Annotated in this window: 23 protein-coding genes; 15 read left to right on the top strand and 8 right to left on the bottom strand. The window is 71.5% G+C overall.

Going from position 1 to position 17355, the window contains the following annotated elements:
- Together ACRWK7_RS12660 and ACRWK7_RS12655 are read right to left on the bottom strand one after the other, a co-directional pair.
- On the bottom strand, positions 1–333 hold a 333-nt coding region (locus ACRWK7_RS12660), incomplete at its 3' end, for an ABC transporter substrate-binding protein (RefSeq protein WP_431856585.1).
- A gap of 144 nt (positions 334–477) precedes the next feature.
- On the bottom strand, positions 478–2421 hold the full coding sequence (locus tag ACRWK7_RS12655) for an autotransporter domain-containing protein (protein WP_431856584.1): 1944 nt from the start codon (positions 2419–2421) through the stop codon (positions 478–480).
- Positions 2422–2527: 106 nt separating this feature from the next.
- On the opposite strand from ACRWK7_RS12655, the gene ACRWK7_RS12650 reads away from it, so the two are divergent.
- Both ACRWK7_RS12650 and ACRWK7_RS12645 read left to right on the top strand, forming a co-directional pair.
- Complete coding sequence (locus tag ACRWK7_RS12650) at positions 2528–2776, top strand: hypothetical protein (RefSeq protein WP_431856583.1); 249 nt, start codon at positions 2528–2530, stop codon at positions 2774–2776.
- Between the two features lie 124 nt (positions 2777–2900).
- Entirely contained in the window at positions 2901–3227 is a 327-nt protein-coding gene (locus ACRWK7_RS12645; RefSeq protein ID WP_431856582.1) for a hypothetical protein, read from the top strand.
- A 107-nt stretch (positions 3228–3334) separates the two neighbouring features.
- Here the strand turns inward: ACRWK7_RS12645 and ACRWK7_RS12640 are convergent, their stop codons facing one another.
- Positions 3335–4051 (bottom strand): hypothetical protein, encoded by a 717-nt coding sequence (locus ACRWK7_RS12640; protein ID WP_431856581.1) that lies wholly within the window; start codon positions 4049–4051, stop codon positions 3335–3337.
- A 43-nt stretch (positions 4052–4094) separates the two neighbouring features.
- Complete coding sequence (gene serA / locus ACRWK7_RS12635; protein WP_431856580.1) at positions 4095–5345, bottom strand: phosphoglycerate dehydrogenase; 1251 nt, start codon at positions 5343–5345, stop codon at positions 4095–4097.
- Between the two features lie 155 nt (positions 5346–5500).
- Between serA and arsC the strand changes: the two genes are divergently transcribed.
- The 10 genes from arsC (at position 5501) to ACRWK7_RS12585 (ending at position 12245) form a co-directional block, all read left to right on the top strand.
- Positions 5501–5845 (top strand): arsenate reductase (glutaredoxin), encoded by a 345-nt coding sequence (arsC, locus tag ACRWK7_RS12630; RefSeq protein ID WP_431856579.1) that lies wholly within the window; start codon positions 5501–5503, stop codon positions 5843–5845.
- Between the two features lie 231 nt (positions 5846–6076).
- A complete protein-coding gene (locus ACRWK7_RS12625; protein ID WP_431856578.1) occupies positions 6077–6718 on the top strand; it encodes a 2OG-Fe(II) oxygenase in 642 nt (213 codons plus the stop codon).
- A gap of 34 nt (positions 6719–6752) precedes the next feature.
- Positions 6753–6932 carry a pyrroloquinoline quinone precursor peptide PqqA gene (gene pqqA / locus ACRWK7_RS12620; RefSeq protein WP_431856577.1) on the top strand — a complete coding sequence of 60 codons (180 nt, stop codon included), beginning with the start codon at positions 6753–6755 and terminating at the stop codon, positions 6930–6932.
- A 64-nt stretch (positions 6933–6996) separates the two neighbouring features.
- Positions 6997–7938 (top strand): pyrroloquinoline quinone biosynthesis protein PqqB, encoded by a 942-nt coding sequence (pqqB, locus tag ACRWK7_RS12615; RefSeq protein ID WP_431856576.1) that lies wholly within the window; start codon positions 6997–6999, stop codon positions 7936–7938.
- Positions 7935–8711: a pyrroloquinoline-quinone synthase PqqC gene (gene pqqC / locus ACRWK7_RS12610; RefSeq protein ID WP_431856575.1), complete on the top strand. Its 777-nt coding sequence runs from the start codon at positions 7935–7937 to the stop codon at positions 8709–8711. The genes pqqB and pqqC overlap by 4 nt, the downstream gene beginning before the upstream one ends.
- Positions 8708–8983 carry a pyrroloquinoline quinone biosynthesis peptide chaperone PqqD gene (gene pqqD / locus ACRWK7_RS12605; protein WP_431856574.1) on the top strand — a complete coding sequence of 92 codons (276 nt, stop codon included), beginning with the start codon at positions 8708–8710 and terminating at the stop codon, positions 8981–8983. Before pqqC ends, pqqD begins: the two co-directional genes overlap by 4 nt.
- A 171-nt stretch (positions 8984–9154) precedes the next feature.
- A complete protein-coding gene (gene pqqE / locus ACRWK7_RS12600; protein ID WP_431856573.1) occupies positions 9155–10255 on the top strand; it encodes a pyrroloquinoline quinone biosynthesis protein PqqE in 1101 nt (366 codons plus the stop codon).
- Positions 10256–10289: 34 nt separating this feature from the next.
- Positions 10290–10649, top strand: coding sequence for a winged helix-turn-helix domain-containing protein (locus tag ACRWK7_RS12595; RefSeq protein WP_431856572.1), 360 nt, complete (start codon positions 10290–10292; stop codon positions 10647–10649).
- Positions 10649–11521, top strand: coding sequence for an SPOR domain-containing protein (locus ACRWK7_RS12590; protein ID WP_431856571.1), 873 nt, complete (start codon positions 10649–10651; stop codon positions 11519–11521). Before ACRWK7_RS12595 ends, ACRWK7_RS12590 begins: the two co-directional genes overlap by 1 nt.
- Position 11522: 1 nt before the next feature.
- Positions 11523–12245, top strand: a complete 723-nt coding sequence (locus ACRWK7_RS12585; protein WP_431856570.1) for a hypothetical protein — start codon at positions 11523–11525, stop codon at positions 12243–12245.
- Here the strand turns inward: ACRWK7_RS12585 and ACRWK7_RS12580 are convergent.
- From ACRWK7_RS12580 to ACRWK7_RS12565, 4 genes are all read right to left on the bottom strand, one after another.
- Positions 12214–12690 carry an Rrf2 family transcriptional regulator gene (locus tag ACRWK7_RS12580; RefSeq protein WP_431856569.1) on the bottom strand — a complete coding sequence of 159 codons (477 nt, stop codon included), beginning with the start codon at positions 12688–12690 and terminating at the stop codon, positions 12214–12216. The two genes, ACRWK7_RS12585 and ACRWK7_RS12580, sit on opposite strands and share 32 nt — an antisense overlap.
- Before the next feature lie 3 nt (positions 12691–12693).
- Positions 12694–13170 (bottom strand): GNAT family N-acetyltransferase, encoded by a 477-nt coding sequence (locus ACRWK7_RS12575; protein WP_431856568.1) that lies wholly within the window; start codon positions 13168–13170, stop codon positions 12694–12696.
- A 73-nt stretch (positions 13171–13243) separates the two neighbouring features.
- Positions 13244–13855 carry a class I SAM-dependent methyltransferase gene (locus tag ACRWK7_RS12570; RefSeq protein ID WP_431856567.1) on the bottom strand — a complete coding sequence of 204 codons (612 nt, stop codon included), beginning with the start codon at positions 13853–13855 and terminating at the stop codon, positions 13244–13246.
- Positions 13852–14481, bottom strand: coding sequence for a LysE family translocator (locus ACRWK7_RS12565; protein ID WP_431856566.1), 630 nt, complete (start codon positions 14479–14481; stop codon positions 13852–13854). The genes ACRWK7_RS12570 and ACRWK7_RS12565 overlap by 4 nt, the downstream gene beginning before the upstream one ends.
- A 301-nt stretch (positions 14482–14782) precedes the next feature.
- Between ACRWK7_RS12565 and ACRWK7_RS12560 the strand changes: the two genes are divergently transcribed.
- From ACRWK7_RS12560 to ACRWK7_RS12550, 3 genes are all read left to right on the top strand, one after another.
- Positions 14783–15565: an enoyl-CoA hydratase gene (locus ACRWK7_RS12560; RefSeq protein WP_431856565.1), complete on the top strand. Its 783-nt coding sequence runs from the start codon at positions 14783–14785 to the stop codon at positions 15563–15565.
- Between the two features lie 121 nt (positions 15566–15686).
- The gene (locus ACRWK7_RS12555; RefSeq protein WP_431856564.1) at positions 15687–15974 is read left to right on the top strand and encodes a hypothetical protein; all 288 of its coding nucleotides are present in this window, start codon (positions 15687–15689) and stop codon (positions 15972–15974) included.
- An 86-nt stretch (positions 15975–16060) separates the two neighbouring features.
- Positions 16061–17242 (top strand): MFS transporter, encoded by a 1182-nt coding sequence (locus ACRWK7_RS12550; RefSeq protein WP_431856563.1) that lies wholly within the window; start codon positions 16061–16063, stop codon positions 17240–17242.
- Positions 17243–17355: the final 113 nt, after the last annotated feature.

The raw sequence follows: 17355 nt of genomic DNA, 5'->3' as shown, positions 1-17355 counted from the left end.
GTGCACGGTGCCGACCAGCACGTCCACCTTGTCCTTGACGATCAGCTTGGCCGCGTTGTCCTTGGCCTTGGGCGGCGACGACTCGTCGTCCACCCGGACGAACTCCACCTCCGTCCCGGAAAACTTGTCGCCCAGCTCGGCCAGGCGCAGCTTGAAGCCGTCGGTGATGTTGTTGCCGAGCAGCGTGTAGGTGCCGCTGTAGGGCAGCATCAGGCCCACCTTGATGCGCGCCGGCGCCCCGATGGCGAAGCGCGGCAGGCCGGCGACCGCCAGACCGGCGGCAGACGTGGCGAGGAACTGGCGACGGTTCGCCAGGAAAAGGCTGTTGGGCAAGGGCTTCCTCCCTGGTTTGAAGCCGCGGCCTTCGGTTCGAGGCCGGCGATGGACCCGGTTTGCGTCGGGCTCCTGGTATTCTGGTATGATGCTACCGAAAATATCTCGCCTTCGCCATTGGCCGGAAGGCGTGTTCCGGCCGGATCAGAACTTCACCTCGACCTTGCCGAGCAGCGAGTGGTCGCGCCCGTCGGCGCGCGCCAGCGTGCCGGCGTAGTCGGCGACGAGGCTGAGCCGGTCGGACACCTTCACCCGCACGCCGACGCCGGCGACCAGCGCGTCGCGGGCGCCGACGCCGGGCTCGGTGGTCAGGAAGCCGCCGCCCAGACGCGCGGTGACGCGGCGGGCGTCGCGGGAGAACTCGTGCTCCCAGGCGAGGCGCACGTGCGGCGCCACCGTCGCCGTGTCGGCGGTGAACACGCCGCCCAGCCGCACGCCCAACGAACCGATCAGCGAGGTCGCCCGCGTCCCGTCGATGGCGAGGTTGAGCGACCCGGCGCCGGTCTCGGTGAAGCCGTCGGTGCGCACGCGGGCGTAGCGCGCCCCGGCGAACGGCCCGAGCGTCAGCCCGCCCACCGGCGCGTCGTAGCCGACCGTCGCCCCGGCGCTCCAGGTGTTGCCGCGGGTGTCGCCGCGCGCCTGCGGGGTGAAGGCGAAGCCGGTGTCGCGGCGGATCTCCGGATAGCGGTCGATGCTGTAGCCGAGGTCGGCGTCGGCGTAGAACCCGTCGGCGTGGTAGCCGGCGTAAGCGCTGAGCTTCCAGCTGCGCGCCTCGGCGTTCCCGCCGTCGAGGCTGCTCTCGCCGAAGCCGTAGCCGACGGCGGCGCCCACGATCAGCCCCGGCGCCACCCGGTAGTCCGCCCCCAGCGCCACCAGCGAACCGCGGTAGCGGAAGGCGGCGGCGCCCTCGCGCGCCTCGCGGTCGCCCCAGTCGTGCGTGCCGTAGAGGAACATGCCGAACGGCCGCTCGCCCGAGTCGTCGAGGCCCAGCCGGCTGCCCTCCGAGACGCCGCCGGTGGTGGCGCCGGTGAGCGTGGTCAGGCCGCTGCCCAGCACCGTGACGCTCCCGCCCAAACCGTTCTGGCCGCCGCGCACCGCGGCGAGGCGCTCGGAGATGGCGCGCGCCTGCTCGGCGGTGGAGAGCATCGCCATCTGCGCGCGGGCCGGCGCCGCGTTGCCGCCCGCCGTCGGGCCGCCTAGCGTGGCGGCGGCGTACTGCGCGATCAGCGCGTGCGCCGCCGTGGTCGGGTGCAGCTTGTCGAAGAACGCCGTGCCGGCCGCCGCTTCCGGAGTGGCGCACGCCCCCGACGCCGGCCCGATGTCCGGCGCCACGCCGAGCAGGCAGGGCACCGTGGCGTTGGTGAAGCCGTAGGTCGCCGGCGCCGCCACCACCTGGCGGAACAGCGCGTTGACGTCCAGCACCGTGATGCGGACGCCCGGCGAGGCCTGCCGCAGCCGCTCGACGGCCTGCGCCAGGGCGGTGTTGTGGCCGGCGATGATGCCGTTGAGGCGCGCCGCGGTGCCGGGCGTCGCGGCATCCTGCTCGCGCCCCTCCGGCGTATCGCCGAGGTTGGGCACGTTCGGCACCAGGATCTGGCGGGCGCCCGCGGCGACCAGCAACTCCAGGCTCTGCCGCAGGTTGTTGACGGCGCCGTCCACCAGCCCGGCCGGGTCCGGCGTGCTGCGGCCGCGGTTGCGGTAGTCGTTGGCGCCGCCCCACACCACCACCAGCGTGTTCGGCCCCGGCCGCGGCCCGATGCTGACCGCCTGGCTGACCTGGGCCAGCACGCCCGGCCCCGGTCCCGGTCCCAGGCCGGTCTCCGCCCCGCCGTAGGCGCGGTCGTCGAGCGCGGACGCCGACAGCCCAAGCCGCGGCATCAGCTGCTCGACCCACACCGGCCCGTTGCTGAACCGCCCGGCGTAATAGGGGGGACTGGCCGGCACCGGGAAGACGTTGCGGGTCAGCGCGAAGAGGTTGCCGTTGTCGGTCAGGCTGTCGCCGAAGGCCTGGACGCCGCCGTAGGTCTGCGCGGAGGCGGCCGCGGGCAGCGCCAGAAAGGCGGCGGACAGGAGGAGCGTGCGGCGCATGGGCGTCTCCGCGCGTTGTTGAGTCTGAGGACCCGGCCGACACCGGGAATAACCGTCCCGGCCGCCCTGTTCGTGGCTACAGATAGGCTTCCACACGAGCGGTGCCATGACACTCTTGAAAGCAACGGCGATCGGACTGGGGCTGCTCGTGCTGAGCGGCTGCGCCGTCTACGAACCCTACCCGGCCTATCCGTCCTACCCCGCCTACCCGGAGTACTCGCCGCCGGTGGTCGTGCAGCCGCAGATCTACGGCTGGTGGGGCGGCGGCTGGTGGGGCGGCCCGCGCTACGGCTACCGCGGCCACGGCGGCCATGGCGGCTACTGGGGCCATCGCGGGTACGGACACTGGCGATAAGGGTGCCGATCCCTCCGATCGTTCGTGGCACCGACATTTCGAAAGAAACGCATCTGTGACCGCCGTCACAGCCGGCCTTCCACGGCCCGACTAGGCTGCGAACACATCAGTCGTGGAGCGTGTCATGAACGGGATGATCAGCGACGATCTGCGCGAGGAACTCGCGGCGATCGGCCGCTTCCTCACCCAGATGGAAACCAACCGGCGCCAGCACCCCACCCGGGTGCTCGCCACCCGCCTGCTGCAGATCGAGCGCAAGCTGCCGCCGGCGCTGCGCCGGGAGAGCCTGATCGCGCAGGTCGCGTCGATGATCTTCGATGGCCAGCTCGACCCGCTGACCGAGATCACCATCCTGCGCATGGCCTGGGCCTCGACGGTGCGGACGCTGGCGAAGAACTTCGGCTTCCGGGTCGTCGCGGGCACGCCGGAGAGCAATTCGAAGGCGGCGTAAGAGTTCATTTGCCCCATCGCCGGGAGCAAGTGGCGGCAGTCTCCTCCCCGGCACCGCCGGAGGGGCCTTACGGGGGCAAAACGCCCCCCGCCGCACGACCGGAACCGCTACAGCCGGCCCTTGCCCTTCACGTACTTCGCCAGCTCGCCGTTGCAGCTCTTCGACACGCGCCGGTATTCCTCCAGCGTGTCGACCTTGGCCTGGCGCCGGTCGCGTTCCCGCGAGAAGTCCTGCATCAACTCGCGCACCGCCGCGTCGATCGGCTGGCGCAGCATGGTCATCGCCTGGGTCTCGCTGCGCGCCCGGATCGTTCCCTGGCGTGCCGCCACCGCTTCCAGCCGGCGCTTGAAGCCGGGCATGAACTCCCGCAGCAGCGCCTCGTCGGTGGAGACGTGCTTCATCTCGTGGTTCAGCACCTCGCGCTGGATGCAGGTGCCCGGCGGCAGTTCGCGCGCGATATAGACGATCCGCTCCTGGAACCCGAAGGTTACGGTCAGCCGGGCCAGCGCGGCGCACACCACGCCGCCCGGCTGCGGGCTGAAATGGGCGCCGACCTGCCAGCGCTCGCCGAAGGTGGCGTGCGCCAGCCCGAGCACCTGCCCGGCCCGCGCCCCCGCCGGCCCGCCGGAGCGGCCGGGCATGGCCTGCAACTGCGCCAGCGTCCGGTCGAAGTCGCGCTTGAGCGGCACCACCTGGGTGTCGATCTGCAGGGCCGGCCGGTCGAAGCGCGGGCAGCCGGCCGCCTGCGCCGCCGCCGGCCGGGCGAACGCCGACGCGGCGAGCAGCGCCGCGGCCGTGAGAAGCAGGAGGCGGTGCGGGATCATCCCATCATACCTCGGGGTGTTCCGGCACCGCCGCAAGGGAGGCTCAGCGCCCCGGCTGGCCGGGGTAGAGGAAGCGGGTGCGCAGCGTGCCGTCGATGGCGCGCAGCGCGTCCAGCACCTCGCCCTCGTCCACGTCGCCGTCGGCGTCGATGACGACGTAGCCCAGCTCCGGATCGGTCTGCAGGTACTGCGCGGCGATGTTCAGGTTGCGCGACGAGAACACGTCGTTGATCTTGCGCAGCACGCCCGGCACGTTGCGGTGGATGTGCAGGAAGCGCGTGGCCCCGTCGTGCACCGGCAGGCCGACCATCGGGAAGTTGACCGCGCCGATGGTCGAGCCGTTGTCCGAGTACTCAATCAGCTTCTGCGCCACCTCGGTGCCGATGTTGGCCTGCGCCTCCATGGTCGAGCCGCCGATGTGCGGGGTGAGGATGACGTTGTCGAGGCCGCGCACCGGGCTCTCGAACGGCTCCTTGTCGCCGCCCGGCTCCTTCGGGAAGACGTCGAGCGCGGCGCCGAGGATGTGCTTGGACTTCAGCACCTCGACCAGCGCCGGGATGTCCACCACCTTGCCGCGCGCGGCGTTGATCAGGTAGCTGCCGCGCTTCATCTGGCGCAGCTGCTCGGGGCCGATCATGTTGCGGGTCTGCGCGGTGTCCGGCACGTGCAGCGTCACCACGTCGGAGACCTTCAGCAGGTCCTCCAGCGTGTCGCAGGGCTGCGCGTTGCCCAGCGCCAGCTTGCGCACGACGTCGTAGAAGACGACCTTCATGCCCATCGCCTCGGCCATGATCGACACCTGCGTGCCGATGTGGCCGTAGCCGACGATGCCCAGCGTCTTGCCGCGGATCTCGTAGCTGTCCTTGGCCGACTTCATCCAGCCGCCGCCGTGCACCAGGGTCGACTTCGGGAAGATGCCACGCATCAGCATGATGATCTCGCCGATCACCAGCTCCGCCACCGAGCGGGTGTTGGAGTACGGCGCGTTGAACACCGGGATGCCGCGGGACCGCGCCGCCTTCAGGTCGACCTGGTTGGTCCCGATGCAGAAGCAGCCGACGCAGAACAGCCGCTCCGCCGCCTCCAGCACCTTGGCCGTCAGGTTGGTGCGCGAGCGGATGCCGAGCATGTGGACCGAGCCGATGCGCTCCAGCAGCTCCGCCTCGTCCAGCGCGGTGGGCAGGCGCTCGACCGTGGCGTAGCCGCGCGCGGCCAGCTCGGAGATGGCGTTGTCGTGCACGCCCTCGAGCAGGAGGATCTGGATCTTTTCCTTGGAAAACGACAGCTTGGTCACGGCAAACACCCGGTTAAAGACAGCGGCGAGCGCGCAAATTAACGGCATCGCCGATTGTTGTCACGCCTTCCAGGGCCCCGCATGGCCGCTTGGCGCGACGTGCAGGTCAAGCTATTGGTGGCCTTGGGAGACCAAAGAACGAGACGAGACGAGCCATGACCGACACGGTGACCATCTACCACAACCCGCGCTGCTCGAAGTCGCGCCAGACGCTGGAGCTGATCCAGTCCAGGGGCGTCGAGCCGCGCGTCGTGGAATACCTGAAGACGCCGCCGAGCGCGGCCGAACTCAAGGACATCCTCGCCAAGCTGGGCAAGGCGCCGGCCGAGATCCTGCGCCCCAAGGAAGCCGCCGAGGCCGGAGTCGCCAAGGACTTGGCCGACGACCAGCTGATCGCCGCGATGGTGGCCAACCCGTCGGTGATCGAGCGGCCCATCGTGGTGAACGGGGCCAAGGCGCGGCTGGGGCGCCCGCCGGAGCAGGTGCTGGAGATTCTGTAAGAGTGTTGCCCCCTCCCCGGCCCTCCCCCGCTCCGCGGTGGAGGGGGAAAATGCGGCGGAGTTCCCTCCACCGCGGAGCGGGGGAGGGCTAGGGAGGGGGCAAATTGCCCAGGGGGTGCGACATCCGGCGCATGGCGGGCGCCCGGTTGAATCCGTAGGGTCCGCGGCATCATGCCCGTGCTGCACCCAACACGCCGGCCGGGCGCATCCGAACCGGAAGAGAGCACGCCCATGATCCTGGATCTCGAGGCCCTGAAGGCCGCGACCGTCTCCCGCGACCCGTTCCCGCACCTCGTGGTCCCGAACTTCCTGGCCGGTGATCCGCTGCGCCGGGTCATGAACGACTTCCCGACCATCGACATGCCCGGCCTGTTCCCCGTCGAGGAGGTCACCGGCGGCGCCACCTTCGGCACGCTGCTCAAGGACATGAACAGCCCCGAGCTGGCCGCCATCATGGGCGAGAAATTCGGCGTCGACCTGTCCGGCCGGCCGACCATGACCACCGTGCGCTCCCGCGCCCGCGCCCGCGACGGCCAGATCCACCTGGACGCCGACTTCAAGCTGGTCACCCTGCTGCTCTACCTCAACGACAGCTGGCAGAGCCCGGACGGCTGGCTGCGCACGCTGCGCGGCCCCGGCGACATCACCAACTTCGCCGCCCAGGTGCCGCCGCAGGGCGGCCTGCTGTTCGCCTTCCAGTGCACGCCGGAGGCATGGCACGGCCACACCTCGTTCGAGGGCGAGCGGCGCTACGTCATGATGAACTACTGCCGCGACGCCGCCTCCATGGCGCGCGAGCACGCCCGCCACCGCTTCACCGCGAAGGTCAAGAAGTTCAAGCGCCTGTTCGGCATCGGCAAGATCGCCGCGTAACCCCGAATACTTCGGGGTCTTCTACCAAAGTCGAATGGATGGGGGTGGGGCTTCACCGTACGCTTGGCGAACAAATCCGGAGCAACCGGGTTCTGCCGGACACGGCATCCGCACAAGCAAGGGAGTCCCACCCATGAAGACCTGGCGCAAGCCCAAGATCGTCGAAATCGCCGTCGGCACCGAGATCAACGCCTACGCCTGCGCGGATCTCTGACGGCCCGCGTTCCGACGCTCCAGGGCCGTCCGGCGACCGGGCGGCCCGCCCGGGACTTCCGACGATGCACATCCTTGTTCTCGGCTCGGCGGCCGGGGGCGGCTTCCCGCAATGGAACTGCAACTGCGTGGGCTGCCGCCGTGCGCGCTCCGGCGACCCGCTGGCGCGGCCACGCACCCAGTCCTCCATCGCGGTGAGTGCCGGCGCCCCAGATTCGAATGAAAGGCGGTGGCTGTTGCTGAACGCCTCGCCCGACCTGCGCGCCCAGCTCAACGCCACCCCGGCGCTGCATCCGCAGCACGGGGTGCGGCACAGCCCGCTGGCCGCCGCGGTGCTGACCAACGCCGACATCGACCACGTCACCGGCCTGCTGTCCCTGCGCGAGATGCAGCCCTTCGCCGTCTACGCGACGGAGCGGGTGCACCGCGTGCTGGCCGGCAACTCGGTGTTCCAGGTGCTGAACGCCGGCCTCGTGCCGCGCCGCGCCATGGCGCTGGGGCAGCCGTTCCGGCCGGCCGCCGCCGACGGCACGCCGCTCGGCCTGGAGGTCGAGGCGTTCGCCGTCCCCGGCAAGGTGGCGCTGTACCTGGAGGACGAGAGCGCCGCCAACTTCGGCTCGGTGCCGGAGGACACGGTGGCGCTGCGCGTCTCCGACCCTGCCACCGGCGCGGCGTTCTTCTACATGCCCGGCTGCGCGTCGCTGCCGGACTGGCTGGCGGAGCGGCTGCGCGGGGCGGAGCTGGTGCTGTTCGACGGCACCACCTGGACCGAGGACGAGATGGAGCGCGCCGGCACCGGCACCAAGACCGCCGCGCGCATGGGCCACATGTGCATGTCCGGCCCGTCCGGCAGCATCGCCGCCTTCGATCGGCTGGGCATGGCGCGCAAGGTCTTCATCCACATCAACAACACCAACCCGGTGCTGCTGGAGGACTCGCCCGAGCGGCGCGCCGCCGAGGCCGCCGGCTGGCAGATCGCCTTTGATGGCATGGAGCTGAGCCTATGACCCGCCTTCTCTCGCGCGAGGAGCTGGAACGCGAACTGCTGGCCGTCGGCGAGCGCCAGTACCACGACCTGCACCCCTTCCACCAGCTTCTGCACGGCGGCAGGCTCGGGCACGGCCAGATCCAGGCCTGGGCGCTGAACCGCTTCTACTATCAGGTCTCGATCCCGCGGAAGGATCTGACCATCATGTCGCGCATGGACGACCACGAGCTGCGCCGCGAGTGGATGCAGCGCGTGCTCGACCACGACGGGCTCGGCCCCGACGGGCAGGTCGACGAGGGCAAGGTCGGCGGCATCGAGCGCTGGCTGCGCCTCACCGACGGGCTGGGGCTGGAGCGCGACTACGTGAGGTCGCTGAAGGGCATCCTGCCGGCCACGCGTTTCGCGGTGGACGCCTACGTGAACTTCTGCGCCAGCAGGTCGATCCTGGAGTGCGTCGCCTCCTCGCTGACCGAGCTGTTCGCCCCGGCCATCCACCGCGAGCGCATCGCCGGGTTCGAGCAGAACTACGACTTCGCCAACGACAGCACGCTCAGCTACTTCCGCAAGCGGCTGGACGAGGCGCCGCGCGACGTGCGCTTCGGCCTGCAATATGTCCTCGACCACGCCCGCACGCCCGAGCAGCAGCAACAGGTGATCGCCGCGCTGCGCTTCAAGACGGAGCTGCTGTGGGCGCAGCTCGACGCGCTGCACCACGCCTACGTCTCACCCGGCCTCATCCCGCCCGGCGCCTTCGTGCCGGCGGACATGGAAGCCACACGGTATACGCGATGATCGCCGAGACCGACACGCTGCGCCTCGCCCCCGGCGTGATGCTGCGCCAGGACCGGACGCGCGAGCAGTGGACCCTGCTGGGGCCCGAGCGCGTGCTGGTGCTGGACGAGCTGGCGCTGGAGGTGGTGCGCGCCTGCGTGCAGGGCGGCGACAGCGTCGGCGCCGGCATCGACCGGCTGGCGGCGGACTTCCAGGCACCGCGCACGGAGATCGCCGGCGACGTGCTGGAATTGCTGCAGGACATGCGGGAGCGGGGGTTCGTCACTGGCTGAGCGCACCCCACATATCAGTCAGGTTCTCGTCATCCCGGCGAAAGCGGGGATCCAGGCTCGCGTCCGCGAGCCACATGAGTCATGTCGCCGCTGCCGCGGCTCTTCCTGGATCCCCGCCTTCGCGGGGATGACGGTTGGAAGGGGGTGCGGACACCCGGCCAAGGGGCTGCCATGAGCACTCTCGAACCGCCCGTCGCCGTGCACCTGGAGCTGAGCCACCGCTGTCCGCTCAAGTGCCCGTACTGCTCCAACCCGCTGGCGCTCGAGCCGGCAGCGGGGGAGCTGGACACCGCCACCTGGTGCCGGGTGCTGGACGAGGCGGCGGAGGCCGGCGCCCTCCAGGCCCACTTCTCCGGCGGCGAGCCCTGCGTGCGCAAGGACCTGGAAACCCTGGTCGAGCACGCCACCAAGGCCGGCCTCTACACCAACCTGATCACCTCGGGCGTGACGCTCGACCGGGCGCGGCTGCAGCGGCTGCAGGCGGCCGGGCTGCAGCACGTGCAGATCAGCTTCCAGGACACCCGGCCGGAAGGTGCCGACCGCGTCGCCGGCATGCCCGGTGCGCACGCCCGCAAGCTCGCCATCGCGCGGGAGGTCGTCGACCTCGGCCTCGCGTTGACCGTCAACGCGGTGGTGCAGCGGCACAACATCGACCGGGTGGACGAGTTCATCGACCTTGCCCTCGACCTCAAGGCCGGCCGCATCGAGGTCGCCAACGTCCAGTACTACGGCTGGGCGCTGGTCAACCGCGCCGCGCTGATCCCGACCCGCGAGCAGCTGGTCGCCATGGACGCCGCGCTGCGCGACCGGCTGCCGTCGCTGAAGGGACGGATCGTCGTCGACTACGTGGTGCCCGACTACTACGCGCAGCGGCCGAAGGCCTGCATGGGCGGCTGGGGGCAGCGCTTCATGAACGTCTCGCCGACCGGCAAGGTGCTGCCGTGCCACGCCGCCGAGACCATCCCCGGCCTGGTCTTCGAGACGGTGTTCGACCGCCCGCTGGGCGCCATCTGGCGGGACGGCGAGGCGTTCCGGCGCTACCGCGGCACCGCCTGGATGCCGGAGCCCTGCCAGGGCTGCGAGCGCAAGGAGATCGACTGGGGCGGCTGCCGCTGCCAGGCGCTGGCGCTGGCCGGCGACGCGGGCGTGGCGGATCCGGTGTGCGCGCTGTCCGACCGCCACGCCGAGGTGATCGCCACCGCCGAGCGCGACGCGGCGCGGACCGACGTGCCGTTCACCTACCGCGAGTACCGCAACGCCGCCGTCTCGTGATACCCTCACGTCCGTTAAGGACGAAGGGACGGCGATGGCGAGCAGGCTGCGGTTGCGAATCGTGCACGACCAGGGCGTGATCGGCCCCGGCAAGGTGGCGCTCCTCAAGGCGATCCGCGACACCGGGTCGATCTCTGGCGCGGCGCGGAGCATGGACATGGCGTTCCGCCGCGCCTGGTTCCTGATCGAGACCATGAACAAGATGTTCCACGAGCCGCTGGTGCGCACCAGCGTCGGCGGCCGCGAGGGCGGCGGCGCCGAGCTGACGCCGCTCGGCGTGGAGGTGGTCGAGCGCTACTACACTTTGGAGGAGGCGACCCGCGCCGCCGCCGCGCCCCACCTGGAATGGCTGGACGGCAAGCTGGCGCAGACGGCGCCGGAGGACGCCCCGTGATGCGGCGCACCCTCCTGCTGGCCGCCGCCGTCACCGCGCTCGCCACGCCCGCCTGGGCCGAGGGATTCAGGACCGGAACCGCGTGGGAGGGCAGCCTCTTCCGCGACGCCAAGGGGCAGGTGAAGAGCTGCGCCGCGGCGCAGCGGTTCGACACCGGCACCACGCTGTCCTTCGCGCTGACCCGCGAGAAGGACCTGTTCCTGGTCCTGCAGAATTCCGCCATCGACCTGCCGAAGGGCGAGCGCGTGCCGGTCGCCTACGCCGTCGACCGCGGTGTCGCCTACACGACGCAGGCCTTCGTGGTGCGCGACAGCGTGGTGATCGACCTGCCGAACACCCCGGCGGTGCGCGACCTGCTGGCCGGCGGCTCCTGGCTGTCCATCGAGGGCACCGAGCGCAGCGAGGACTTCTCCCTGAAGGGCGTGGCCGAGAGCCTGAAGGCGCTGACCGCCTGCATCGAGCAGCCTGTCGCCGCCGCCAAGCCTGCCCCGCCGGAACCGCGCGTTGCCGCGGCGGCTCCCCCACCGCCCCCTGCCCCGCCTCCCGCCGCGACCGCTCCCCCGCCGCCGGCGCCCGTGGCGGCCGAGCCCGTGGCCAAGGCGGAATCCGCCGCGGGCGGCGTGCAAGCGCAGATCGGCACCTACGTCAGCGACACCCGCGCCGCCGCGGAATGGGAGCGCCTGAAGAAGCGGCTCAGCCCGGTGCTCGATTCCTACGACCCGCTCTACGTCCAGCAGACGCGCAGCACCGACGGCCGCACGCTGTGGCTGGTGCGCGTCGGCAGCTTCGCCGACCGCGACGAGGCCACGCGCTTCTGCGACGAGGTGAAGGCCAAGGGCCATCCGGACTGCAAGCCCATCCTGCGGCCCTGACATGCCCGTCCGCGCCCCGTCCTCCGGCCCCGCGCTCCGCGCCGCCAGGATCCTGCTGGCCACCGCGCTGGCGTTGTCGTCGGAACTGGCGGCGGCGGAGCCTCTCGACGCGGTGATCGAGGCCGCGCAGGCGCTGAAGCGCGCCGCCCCCGCCCCGTCCACGCGGCCGCTCGGCGACGTGATCGACGCGGCGCAGGCGCTCAAGCGGCAGGACGCGGCCACGCGCCCGCGCGCCGACGCGCTGGAGGCCGCCCTAGACCGCGGGCAGGAACTCAAGCGCAAGCACGCCCGCGAGGCGCTGCCGCCGCCGCCCGCCCCGTCGCTGGGCCGGATCGTCGAGCGGGCCCAGGACCTCAAGCGGCAGGCCGCCGAAGCGGCCGAGGCGCGCGACCGCGAGACGGCGGCGCTGATCAAGGAGGTCGAGCGCCCGCCGACTCAGGAGGAGATCAACGCCCGCAAGGAGGCGTTCGTCCGCGACCGCCTCGACCCGATGCTGGGCGAGCGGCGGACCTTCCTGGTCAACCTCGACCAGCACATCCGCAAGCACGGCATCCTCGCCTTCGTCGCCGGCCTGGGCGAGGCCGACCGCAAGACCTCGGCCGAGCTGGCCCGCATCACCGAGGACCAACGCGCGCTGATGGCGGCGCACCCCGACCTGTTCACGGCCGACGACCTGCGCTCCAACCAGGTGCTCACCGACCTGCTGAAACTGCTGGCACAGTAGGCGCCCCGTCCGCCGGCAGGTCGGCGCCGCCCTTGCGGCGCTCCTCGGTGATCAGCTTCAGCATGGTGGCGACGGAGATCGAGCTGAGCGTCGCGCGGGCGATGTCTTCGATCTCCTCCAGAACGCCACCGAGCGCCCGGCCCTCCGGCGTGGCGTCGCCGGGCTCGCGGCCGGCGCCGGGCGCCGAGTCGATGTCCTCGAACATCAGGATGAGGTCCAGGAGCGTCAGGCGCTTGGCGTTGCCGGTGAAGCGGTAGCCGCCGCCGGCCCCGCGCACCGCCTCGACCAGCCCGGCGCGCCCCAGCGAGCGCAGCACCTTCGACAGGTGGTTGACCGAGATGCCGTAGCGCTCGGCGATCTCCGCGGCGGAGAACTGCTTCTCTGGGTCCGACGCCAGGTCGAGGATGGCGTAGAGCGCGAAGCGCGTGGCCTTCTGCAGTCGCATCGCTCAGAGGCTCTTTTCCAGTTCGATGAAGGGGCCGGCCCGCATGCCCTGGCTGCGGAAGAACGACATCAACAGCGTGGCGTCCTTCGACAGCATGGTGCGCACCGTCTGCACGCCGGCCTGCCGGAAGCACGCGCAGATCGACTCGAACAGCTGCGAGCCCACCCCCAGCTGCCGCGCCCCCGGCTTGACGTTGACGGCGAAGATCCAGCCCGAGGGCGGCGAGCCGAACTCCCACGCCCGCACCTCGCCGACGATGAAGCCGACCGGCTGCCCGCCGTGCTCGGCGATCAGGAAGACGCGGTCCCGGGTGCGGCGGCGGCCGTAGCGCTCGAACAGGTCGCTCCAGTAGTCCGGCTTCTCCAGGCCCGTGGTCTCGGCGTCGAGCGCTATCACCGCCGGCACGTCCGACGGCTCGGCCGGGCGCACCTGCAACGCCGCTTCCGAGCCGTCCGCGATAGAAGGATTCTGGTGCGACATTGCTGGTATCCATGTGGCGCGAGTCCGAAGGTAATCCCGAACGCCAGACACGGCAATGGCGGGACCTCAGAAGTCAGAGGGCGCGCGCCAGAACCACGAAGCTCCAGCGGACGTCGGCGCGTCCCAGCATGTCCTCCCGCTCGCCGGCATGGAGCGGCTCCAGGCCGAAGCGGCGGCCCAGGTCGACGGTCTCCCCAGCCGGGACGTCGAACATCCGGCGTCCCGCCGGGACCGGACCGTGGCGGAGCGACAGCGAGACCCGTCCCCCGGGCCGCAGGAGGCCGGCGACGCGCTCCATGGCGGTCACCCGCTCCGCGGCGTCCAGGTGCATCCAGACGGCCGTGAGCAGGATCAGGTCGAAGCGCTCGGCGCGCGCCATGACGGCCGACAGATCCGGCAGCCCGTCATCGATCCAGGTGATGCGCGGCGACGGGTGAAGGCGGCGCCCGTGCGCCCGCAGTTCCGGCGTCGGCTCGACCGCCACGACGGTGTGTCCGCGGGCCGCCAGCGCGCCCGCGTCGCGCCCGGTGCCCGCGCCGATGTCCATCACGGCGCCGGGCGCCGCCGGCATCAGGTGCAGGACGTCGCGGTGCACGTCCTCGAACGTGATTCCCTCGTACTGGCCGACCAGGGAGTCGGCGCTCTCCCCGTACCCCGCGGTTCCCGGCAGGCCGGCGCCGCTCACCGCATCGCCTCGGCCACCAGCCGCACGCCCAGCGCCGCCATCACCGCACCGGCCGCGCGGTCGATCCACGCCTTGGAGCGCAGATAGGCCGCCCGCGGGCGGCCCGCGGAGAAGGCCACGGCCACCAGCGCGTACCAGCCCGCCTCGATGGCGAAGATCGCTGGCGGCAGCACCGCCGATACCCACAGCGGCGGATCGGCCGGCAGCAGCGCCGCGAAGATGCTGGCGTAGACCACCGCGGTCTTCGGGTTGCTCAGCTGCGTCGCCAGCGCGAAGCCGAAGCTGCGCGCCACGCCGCGCGCCGCGCCCCCGGCGGTGTCCGGCACCGCGATGGGCTGCCGCGCGCCCTGCCAGATGCGCACGCCGAGGTACGCGAGGTACAGCCCGCCGGCCACCTTCAGCGCCACGAACAGCGCCGGCACCGCCGCCAGCACCGCGTGCAGGCCGAGCAGCGCCAGCGCGCAGAACACCACCCCGCCGATGCCCATGCCGAGCGCCGCCGCCAGCCCGTCGCGCCGCGACACGGCGATGGAGGTGCGCGCCACCAGCACGAAGCTCGGCCCCGGGCTGACCGCCCCGACCGTCAGGGCGCCGAGGATGCTGAGAAGGGCAAGGGTCGGATCCATGAAGGCTCCCGTCTGCGACAAACAGCGAGCCTAGCGCAAAAAGGAAGGCCCCGGAACCGGGGCCTTCTTCCCATGATCAGATCACGTTGAACAGGTACAGCAGGATGATGATCGGGATCGGAATCCCGAGAAACCACAGCAGCGCTCCGCGCATGTCGGTCCTCCTTCGCAGTGGGGTGAAGCACCCGTCCCCCCGACAACACGTGGCCTCGTCCAAGGTTGCATGTTGACGTATAGGTCAACCTGATGTGCTATGGTGCTCCCAACGAGACGAAAGACTGCGCCAGGAGAGGGAACGACCATGACCGACACCATCGCCGTCACCGACCGGGACGGCACGCGGCTGATCCGCATGGACCGGCCGCAGAAGAAAAACGCGCTGACGCTCGACATGTACCGGGCGATGACCGCGGCGATCCGCAGCGGCGAGCAGGACGACGCGGTGCTCAGCTACATCCTGTGCGGCGCCCCCGGCGCCTTCAGCGCCGGCAACGACCTGAACGATTTCCTCGCCCATGGCGCGGCGGGTGCGACGACCGTGGGCTCGCCGATCCTGGAGTTCCTCGACACCATCCTGCGCGCCACCAAACCGCTGATCGCCGCGGTGGACGGCGTGGCGGTCGGCATCGGCACCACCATGCTGATGCACTGCGACTTCGTCTACGCCACGCCGGGCTCGCGCTTCCAGCTGCCCTTCGTCAACCTGGGTCTGGTGCCGGAGGCGGCGTCCTCGCTGATCCTGCCGCGCCGCGTCGGCCACCAGAAGGCGGCGGAGATCCTGCTGCTGGGCGAGCCGTTCGACGCCGCCGCGGCGCTCGGCTACGGCATGGTCAACGCCGTGGTCGAGCCGGACGCGCTGATGGACCACGCGCTGGGCGTGGCGCGCAAGCTGGCCGCCAAGCCGCAAGGCGCGCTCCGCCGCAGCAAGGCGCTGCTGAAGGCCGACGTCGAGGTGGTGGCCGCCCGCATCGCCCAGGAGGCCGAGGTGTTCAACGCGTGCCTGCGCTCGGCCGAGCTGCGCGAGGCGGTGGCGGCGTTCATGGAGCAGCGCCCGCCCGACTTCTCGCGCTGCGGCCAGGGATAACGCCGGGAGGAGTGACCCGGAGCGGCGGGCCTCGCCCGGATCGGTTACGCCGTCGGGGCGTCTGGTGGTGCGTTCACACCCCGCTATCGTGGATGGGACGTTGGTCCGAAAGGAATCCCCGATGCCGGCCACCACACCCGTCAGCGCCACCCCCGCCGCCCCGACCACCCGCATCGAAGCCACCGCCGCCGAGGTGGCGCAGAAGCTGTCCACCTTCCTGGCCGGCGTGCCGGCGGAAACGCGCGAGATGGCCATCGACGCCTATCGCCGCATCACGCTGGAACTGCTGACCACCCGCGGCCTGCCGGCCGAGCAGGCCAACCCGCTGATCGACACCATCGTCCAGGACATCCGCTTCCGCGTCGCCGCGGTGGAGCGCGCCGGCGGCGCGGTGGCGGGCCGGGCGTAACGACGGACGTCGTTTGCACCGGGTGCAGCCCTGTCATGGCCTGAGGACCATTGGCGGGGCGGACGGTGCGCGGGTAGGGTCGTGGTATGACCGACACCACCGACAGCACCGCCCTCCCCGTTCCCGTCCGCTCCATCGCGCTTCTCAGCCTCGCCGCGTTTGCCTCGGCCGCCACGGCGCGCGTCGCCGACCCGCTGCTGCCGCAGGTCGCCGAGGAGTTCGGCACCAGCATCGCCGCCGCCTCGGTGGTCGCCACCGGCTTCACGCTGGCCTACGGGCTGTGCCAGGTGATCTACGGCCCCATCGGCGACCGCTGGGGCAAGTACACGCTGATCGCCGCGATGACGGTGCTGTCGGCGCTCGGCACCGGGCTGGCGGCGCTGGCCGGGGACCTGGCGACGCTGGGCGGGCTGCGGCTGATCAGCGGCGCCACGGCGGCGGCGATCATCCCGCTGTCCATGGCGCACATCGGCGACATCGTCCCGTACGAGGTGCGGCAGCCGGTGCTCGCGCGCTTCATGTCCGGGCAGATCATGGGCGTCATCGCCGGGCAGGCGGCCGGCGGGGCGCTGGGCGAGTGGATCGGCTGGCGCGGCGTGTTCCTGGCGCTGGCCGCCGCCTACGTCGGCATCGGCGCGCTGCTGTTGCGGGAGCTGCGCTCGCCGCGCGTGGTGCAGCACCGCAACGCGGTCAGCATGGCCGGGCTGGTCTCCAACTTCATCGCGCTGGCGCGCACCCCGCGGGTGCGGCTGGTGGTCGGCGTGGTGTTCGTCGAGGGCATGCTGTTCTTCGGCGGCTTCACCTTCGTCGGCGCCTACGTGCGGCAGGCCTACGGGTTGGGCTACACCGCCATCGGCGCGCTGCTCGCCGCCTTCGGTATCGGCGCCCTGGTCTACACCACCACGGCGGCGCGGGTGGTCAAGGCGCTGGGCCAGCGCAACATGGTGCTGGCCGGCGGCGTGCTGCTGGCGCTGGCCTTCGCGGCCTTCGCGCTGAGCCCGCCCTGGTGGCTGCTGCCGCTGCCGATCGCGGTGTGCGGGCTGGGCTTCTACCTGTTCCACAACACGCTGCAGACCCAGGCGACGCAGATGGCGCCCTACGCGCGCGGCGTTGCGGTCTCCGTGTTCGCGTCCTGCTTCTTCCTCGGGCAGGCGGCGGGGGTGGCGCTCGGCGGGCCGCTGGCGGAGGCTGTGGGCTACCCGCCGCTGTTCCTGCTGGCCGGCGCGACGCTGCCGCTGCTGGCGGCGCTGTTCCGGGCGAAGATCTGAGGCTTCCAGGCCCCCTCCCCAGCCCGCCCCCGCTATCGCGGGAGAGGGGGCCTTGTTCCCTCCACCGCGCGAGCGGGGGAGGGGTAGAGAGGGGGCGACTAACTTGACGCCGG

Source organism: Azospirillum sp. (genome assembly GCF_050789165.1).
The sequence above is the reverse complement of the archived record's forward strand: the minus strand, read 5'-3'. Positions and strand labels throughout refer to the sequence as shown.

Bases quoted from the DNA above. Each gene is read 5' to 3' on its own strand.
- ACRWK7_RS12650 (WP_431856583.1), top strand. From the start codon at position 2,528: ATGACACTCTTGAAAGCAACGGCGATCGGACTGGGGCTGCTCGTGCTG.
- pqqE (WP_431856573.1), top strand. From the start codon at position 9,155: ATGAGCACTCTCGAACCGCCCGTCGCCGTGCACCTGGAGCTGAGCCAC.
- ACRWK7_RS12590 (WP_431856571.1), top strand. From the start codon at position 10,649: ATGCGGCGCACCCTCCTGCTGGCCGCCGCCGTCACCGCGCTCGCCACG.
- pqqD (WP_431856574.1), top strand. From the start codon at position 8,708: ATGATCGCCGAGACCGACACGCTGCGCCTCGCCCCCGGCGTGATGCTG.
- pqqC (WP_431856575.1), top strand. From the start codon at position 7,935: ATGACCCGCCTTCTCTCGCGCGAGGAGCTGGAACGCGAACTGCTGGCC.
- pqqA (WP_431856577.1), top strand. From the start codon at position 6,753: ATGGATGGGGGTGGGGCTTCACCGTACGCTTGGCGAACAAATCCGGAG.
- ACRWK7_RS12550 (WP_431856563.1), top strand. From the start codon at position 16,061: ATGACCGACACCACCGACAGCACCGCCCTCCCCGTTCCCGTCCGCTCC.
- ACRWK7_RS12575 (WP_431856568.1), bottom strand. From the start codon at position 13,170: ATGTCGCACCAGAATCCTTCTATCGCGGACGGCTCGGAAGCGGCGTTG.
- ACRWK7_RS12655 (WP_431856584.1), bottom strand. From the start codon at position 2,421: ATGCGCCGCACGCTCCTCCTGTCCGCCGCCTTTCTGGCGCTGCCCGCG.
- ACRWK7_RS12565 (WP_431856566.1), bottom strand. From the start codon at position 14,481: ATGGATCCGACCCTTGCCCTTCTCAGCATCCTCGGCGCCCTGACGGTC.
- ACRWK7_RS12595 (WP_431856572.1), top strand. From the start codon at position 10,290: ATGGCGAGCAGGCTGCGGTTGCGAATCGTGCACGACCAGGGCGTGATC.
- ACRWK7_RS12625 (WP_431856578.1), top strand. From the start codon at position 6,077: ATGATCCTGGATCTCGAGGCCCTGAAGGCCGCGACCGTCTCCCGCGAC.
- ACRWK7_RS12585 (WP_431856570.1), top strand. From the start codon at position 11,523: ATGCCCGTCCGCGCCCCGTCCTCCGGCCCCGCGCTCCGCGCCGCCAGG.
- ACRWK7_RS12645 (WP_431856582.1), top strand. From the start codon at position 2,901: ATGAACGGGATGATCAGCGACGATCTGCGCGAGGAACTCGCGGCGATC.
- pqqB (WP_431856576.1), top strand. From the start codon at position 6,997: ATGCACATCCTTGTTCTCGGCTCGGCGGCCGGGGGCGGCTTCCCGCAA.
- ACRWK7_RS12580 (WP_431856569.1), bottom strand. From the start codon at position 12,690: ATGCGACTGCAGAAGGCCACGCGCTTCGCGCTCTACGCCATCCTCGAC.
- ACRWK7_RS12560 (WP_431856565.1), top strand. From the start codon at position 14,783: ATGACCGACACCATCGCCGTCACCGACCGGGACGGCACGCGGCTGATC.
- arsC (WP_431856579.1), top strand. From the start codon at position 5,501: ATGACCGACACGGTGACCATCTACCACAACCCGCGCTGCTCGAAGTCG.
- ACRWK7_RS12555 (WP_431856564.1), top strand. From the start codon at position 15,687: ATGCCGGCCACCACACCCGTCAGCGCCACCCCCGCCGCCCCGACCACC.
- ACRWK7_RS12640 (WP_431856581.1), bottom strand. From the start codon at position 4,051: ATGATCCCGCACCGCCTCCTGCTTCTCACGGCCGCGGCGCTGCTCGCC.